The organism is Paenibacillus sp. 01L418, from assembly GCF_056400045.1.
This window is the reverse complement of the sequence record NZ_JBFTSN010000412.1, coordinates 1-5,674: the sequence shown is the minus strand read 5'-3', so window position 1 is coordinate 5,674 and position 5,674 is coordinate 1. Positions and strand designations below refer to the sequence as shown.

Here is a 5,674-nt window from a genome sequence, read left to right as displayed (position 1 = left end):
GGATTATTATGCATTTCGCGATGAAAAAGATGATGGGGGTTATTTGCATCACCTGGTACGAACTTGTCAGATCCATGTCGCGCAATTGCCTTCCTATGGAAGTGTTCAACAGCATGTGATCGAGCTAGTCACTTTATATGGCGATTTGCAGGTGTACAAGCATATACGCAAGGAATTGCGCGAGGAGCATTTGTTTGCATGGTGGGAGCAGCATCGAGGGAACTATCCAAACCTGAAATGGAATGAATTTGCTGCGGCATCAGGTTCGACGCTGGGCATGTTTATGTTGTTTCTAGCCGCAAGTGAGCCATGCTTATCCACGCAGGACGCTGCAGCGATCAAAAATATTTATTTTCCGCATGTTTGCGGACTTCATATCCTGCTCGATTATTTAATCGATCAAGAAGAGGATCAAGTAGGCGGAGACCTTAATTTTTGCAATTATTATGATAATGACAGTCTGCTTGTTGAGCGTCTCGGTACGATTGTGAACCGAGCGCGTGAGGATGTGAAGCAGCTTCCTGCTTCTCGTTTTCATAGTTTGATTATTGAAGGGCTCTTAGCCTTATATTTGTCAGACCCGAAGGTTCGCCACCAGGCGGATGTCAGAAATGTTTCTAGGAGGCTAATGAAGAACAGCCCGCTTACGCGTCTGTTTTTCCTTATTAACAGCATCTGGATTCGGAAACAACAGGCTTAACTATAAATAAAAAATGTGGAGGAATGACCATGTCTGCAGTCAAATCAATCGCAGTATTGACAAGCGGAGGAGATTCGCAAGGAATGAACGCAGCCGTTCGTGCTGTTGTAAGGAGTGCACTATATCACGGTTTAGATGTATATGGTGTTCAAAGGGGTTACCAAGGGCTTATCAATGACGACCTTAGACAAATGGATTTGAGAAGCGTTGGTGATATTATTCAACGCGGCGGTACAATTTTGCAAACAGCTAGATGCAAGGAGTTTATGACACCTGAAGGCCAACAGCGCGGTGCCGAAGTGCTTCGTGCTAGAGGTATCGACGGTTTGGTCGTTATTGGCGGCGACGGCTCGTATCATGGCGCTAATAAGCTAAGCAAGCTGGGCATTAAAACGATGGGACTTCCAGGAACGATTGATAACGATATTCCGTTTACGGATATTACAATCGGCTTTGATACCGCGGTTAGCATCGTAGTAGATGCAATTAACAAAATTCGCGACACGATGTCATCGCATGAGCGTTCATCCGTCGTTGAAGTTATGGGACGTCATTGCGGCGATATCGCTTTGCATGCTGGTCTAGCAAGCGGTGCGGAGACGATTCTTGTACCAGAGGTTCCTTTTGAACTGACTGAGGTTGCAGAGCGTATGAAGACGAATTTTGCCAAAGGCAAGCGTCATTCAATTATTGTTGTAGCAGAAGGTGCGGGCAAAGGTGAAGAAGTAGCAAGACAGATTACTGCTAATAGCGGAATTGAGCCGCGTGTAACTGTACTTGGACATATTCAACGCGGCGGTACGCCGACGRCAATCGATCGTATTCTAGCAAGCCGTCTTGGTGACTTTGCCGTTAGACAGCTAATGGCTGGCGATTCAGGCAAAGGCTGCGGCGTTGTTAAAGGCGAGCTCGTAACGACTGATATTGATCTTGTTGTCAATACGAAGAAACCATTTGACACTGATATGTACGAGCTGGCACTTCGTTTAKCCCAATAAAAATAAATATAAAAAAAGTCCACCGCCGCTTTGTTAGCGAAGGTGGACTTTTTTGTGTCTAATAGGATGTAAGCTAATCATATTCCACGTTAGGAGTGTATTTATTTCCGGCATTCCATAGGAGAAACTCCTTGATGCCTGTTTCTTTCAAAGCTCTAATCTGAGCTTCGACTTCCGTTTTGCCATACTTCACAAAATGACCAGCGCCTAACCAGCTTGCAGTGAAATCTTGAATCCACGGCCGAATAATCGGTTTAACCTCCGTACCCGGATCAAGCTTCTTATGCGTATCAAGCATGGCGCCTTTTATAGTCTCATATGGGCTTTTGTCAGGATCCTTTTGTTTAAACCATCCTGTACTATAGTGACTAGGATAAACCATAGGTGAAATGACATGCACATCATTTGAAATTTTCACAAAATCTTGGCCAATGCCTTCGGCTGTCGGTACGGATGCCGCATAACCAAATATATCTACCGAAACCCTAACACCGAGCGGCTGAAGCTGTTCTCTAGCATATTTGACAAATCCAGCGACTGTGTCCACGCGGCTCTGATCAGCCTTGCTGAAGGTCAGTGTATCTGATTTGTTATCAAAGCCCTCAGGGAACCGAACATAGTCGAATTGGATTTCCTTAAAGCCAAGCTTTGCTGCTTCCTTGGCGACAGCAATATTATAATCCCATACTTCTTTGCGATAAGGATTTACGAAGCTCTCACCGCGATTATTTTTCCATATCGTTCCGTCTTGCTGGAGGAAAGACAGCTCAGGCTGCTTTCGCGCAAGTACCGTATCCTTGAAAACTACAATTCTGGCTATCGGATAAATGTTATGTTTTTTTAAAGTAAGCATAAGTTCATTAATATCTCGGATATATTTCTTCGAAGCGCCAACCTCTAGCAGTTCGGGTGTTGTAGTAGGATATGTAATGTAGCCGTTGTCATCTTTAATGTCGATCACCATACTATTGAGGTCCGTGTCGTCAAGCAGCTTTAAAAGCGATTCCATGCGCGCACCGCCTGCGCTGTGAGCAGTTACATAGATTCCTTTGATCGGCGGTGTTTCAGGCTGCGGGTCTTTTATGATGAGTCCAGCGTGATTTTTTCCTGAGATTTCGCCTCCATTTGCAGCTGCATCCGGATCAATGATGGTTTGGCCAGCTGCGGAATTTAAGTATGCAATTGCTAGCTGCTTCACTGCGGTGTTATGCTCTCCGCTTCCAGTGAGCAAGCTGTACAGCAGCAGCAATGTTGAAATGATGTTGTCCATTTTGCTCTCTCCCCGTTAGCTATTCTGTTCAAATTATAAAGCAGATGGCATGTCTGGGTCATTAACTTTTTTACAATTGTCATAAAACTCATATTGAAAATTTGCTAAAAAGCTGAAATAAAGACTTGCGAATAGGTGATTATCGCCGCCGTTTTCCTGCAAAACAAACAAAAGCCAGCCGAGTGTGACTCGACTGGCGCATAAATAATCCGTGTGTGTCCCGCATTGTCATTGTAACAAAGCTTCTCTCTGCTGATTGCAAATACTGTGCTGCACAATTTCCATTGCGTCAGCAGGCTCTAATACTGCAAGACCGTCACGCAGCACAATGCTGATGTCCAATTCGCGTTTCGTAAGAAAAGGACTGAGCTCTGGGGCTAGCTTCTCTACAATTTGAGACAATTTGACCGTTTCCATATCCACCTGAGCCTCACCCTTTCATATCTAATGTTTAGGGGAAATCATATGGCAAGAAACCAAACTACGGGATACAAACATTATATCAGGATCATTTTCAAAAACATAGGGATACGGTGTAAAATCCATACCTGCGTATATGATTTAGTCTTTTGGCTTGTAAAAATCGCCGATGACACCAACCGTTTCTACGATGTTAATGAATGCACGCGGGTCGATGGTGGTAATCGTTTTGCAAAGCTCTGCTATTTCATATTTCGTTCTTACAGTCATCAGCATATCGCGATCACCCGAAGAATATGCACCGCGTGTTTTTATTATTGTAATTCCGCGCGGGTGCAAGAGCAGCTTTGCGAGCAGCTCTTCGGTTTTGGTCGTGATGATGAAGGCCGTAAGTTTAATATGCCTCACGTGGATGAGATCTACTACTTTTCCAGCGGAAAAAATAGCGACGAGCGAGTATAAGGCTAAATTCCAGTCCTTCGTAAACAAAATCAACACTGCAATGACTACGCCATTCAATAAAAATATAATCATGCCTATTGGCCAATCGTGTTTTCGCGTTGCAATTGAGGCAATAATATCGAAACCGCCTGATGAGCCGCCGTACCGAAGGGTTAAGCCGCTGCCAAACCCGACTATAATCCCGCCGAATACAGCGCCAAGCATAAGGTCATCCGCAATTTTCATGACGGGTATAACCTGTAGGAATACCGTAGAGGCGACAACGGTGTAGACGCTCCATATAATAAAGCGATGACCTACGATAAACCATCCCCATAATAGCACCGGCACATTGAGGATAAAATAAAGCAAGGCGATGTTTCCGCCCGTAATATAGCCGACCATCATGGAAATACCAGATATTCCACCGCTAAGCAGCTGGTGCGGAATTAGAAAAAAATTGAAGCCCAGTGCGATAAGGAAGGCGCCTACCGTCATCATTGGGATTGTAAAAAGGTAACGCAGGGAATGCGGATTCAATAAAATCGCTCCAATGCAACCGACTTGTTTAATTCCTTTATTTTGGCATGCTTAGTATGTCTTAAATTGGTTTGCTGGTATTCACGATTGATTGTGTGCTATAATGATTTGGATATTCTTAAGTAGGCTGCAGATAAAAGGAGTTTGAGAAAAGTTTGAAAACATTTGCTGAATTTGGCTTGGAACCAAAAGTGTTACAAGCAATTACCGAACTTGGATTCGAGGAATCTACCCCGATTCAAGACAAAGCTATCCCTATTGCTATGGCGGGACAAGATTTAATTGGCCAAGCACAAACGGGTACAGGAAAGACAGCGGCATTCGGAATTCCGCTCATTAACAAAATTCCGACAAGCGAGGAACGCATTGTCGCATTAATAATGACGCCAACCCGTGAACTCGCTATTCAAGTGGCTGACGAGATCGGGAAGCTAACAAGGTACAAAGGTCTTCGCTCGTTGCCGATTTATGGCGGACAGGAAATTGGTCGTCAAATCCGTGCATTGAAGAAGAAGCCTCAAATTATTATTGGTACACCAGGACGTTTGCTTGATCACATCAACCGCAAAACAATCCGTCTTGAAGATGTACAAACCGTTATTTTGGATGAAGCAGATGAAATGCTTGATATGGGCTTCATGGAGGATATTCAATCTATCCTTAAGCAAGTGCCAGACGAGCGTCACACCATGCTGTTCTCTGCAACAATGCCAGCAAACATTCAGAAGCTTGCACAGCAATTTCTGAAAAACCCTGAGCATGTTTCAGTTATTCCAAAACAAATCACAGCTCCACTTATTGAGCAATCTTATATTGAAGTGCATGAGCGCCAGAAGTTCGAAGCGCTTAGCCGCTTGCTTGATATGGAATCCCCTGAGCTAGCTATCATTTTCGGTCGTACAAAACGTCGGGTTGATGAGCTTAGCGAAGCGCTTCAAAAACGTGGATATACTGCAGACGGTTTGCACGGCGACTTGTCGCAGAACCAACGCGACAGCGTAATGCGTAAATTCCGTGATGGCAGCATCGATGTATTGGTAGCGACTGACGTTGCTGCTCGTGGACTTGATGTATCCGGCGTAACGCATGTTATCAACTTTGACCTTCCGCAAGATCCTGAGAGCTATGTTCACCGTATCGGTCGTACAGGCCGCGCAGGTAAAGAAGGTACAGCTTGGTCATTCGTTACACCTCGTGAAACGGACCACTTGCATTTCATCGAGAAAGTCACGCGTCAGAAGATGAACCGCAAGCCGCTTCCAAGCATCGCAGAAGCTATTTAAGGCAAACAACGCGTAACAGCTG

The 5,674-nt window shown here is 44.7% G+C and carries 5 protein-coding genes and 1 pseudogene; 3 read left to right on the top strand and 3 right to left on the bottom strand.

Annotated features, from left to right (window positions below; genetic code table 11):
* Window positions 1-700 (top strand): DUF2600 family protein (locus AC1DSE_RS29100; RefSeq protein WP_477528617.1); only part of this gene is annotated, 700 nt, incomplete at its 5' end.
* A 29-nt stretch (window positions 701-729) separates the two neighbouring features.
* Entirely contained in the window at window positions 730-1,698 is a 969-nt protein-coding gene (pfkA, locus tag AC1DSE_RS29095; RefSeq protein WP_477528616.1) for a 6-phosphofructokinase, read from the top strand.
* A gap of 73 nt (window positions 1,699-1,771) precedes the next feature.
* Here pfkA and AC1DSE_RS29090 read toward each other — a convergent pair whose 3' ends face one another.
* The 3 genes from AC1DSE_RS29090 to AC1DSE_RS29080 all read right to left on the bottom strand — a co-directional run bounded on the left by AC1DSE_RS29090 (window position 1,772) and on the right by AC1DSE_RS29080 (window position 4,330).
* A complete protein-coding gene (locus AC1DSE_RS29090; RefSeq protein WP_441881023.1) occupies window positions 1,772-2,968 on the bottom strand; it encodes a putative glycoside hydrolase in 1,197 nt (398 codons plus the stop codon).
* Between the two features lie 228 nt (window positions 2,969-3,196).
* Window positions 3,197-3,385 carry a hypothetical protein gene (locus AC1DSE_RS29085; RefSeq protein WP_076267060.1) on the bottom strand — a complete coding sequence of 63 codons (189 nt, stop codon included), beginning with the start codon at window positions 3,383-3,385 and terminating at the stop codon, window positions 3,197-3,199.
* A gap of 144 nt (window positions 3,386-3,529) precedes the next feature.
* Window positions 3,530-4,330, bottom strand: coding sequence for a YitT family protein (locus AC1DSE_RS29080; RefSeq protein ID WP_441881083.1), 801 nt, complete (start codon window positions 4,328-4,330; stop codon window positions 3,530-3,532).
* A gap of 194 nt (window positions 4,331-4,524) precedes the next feature.
* Between AC1DSE_RS29080 and cshA the strand changes: the two are divergent.
* Window positions 4,525-5,649 (top strand): annotated as a pseudogene (gene cshA / locus AC1DSE_RS29075) (degradosome RNA helicase CshA); the annotation flags it as partial.
* Window positions 5,650-5,674: the final 25 nt, after the last annotated feature.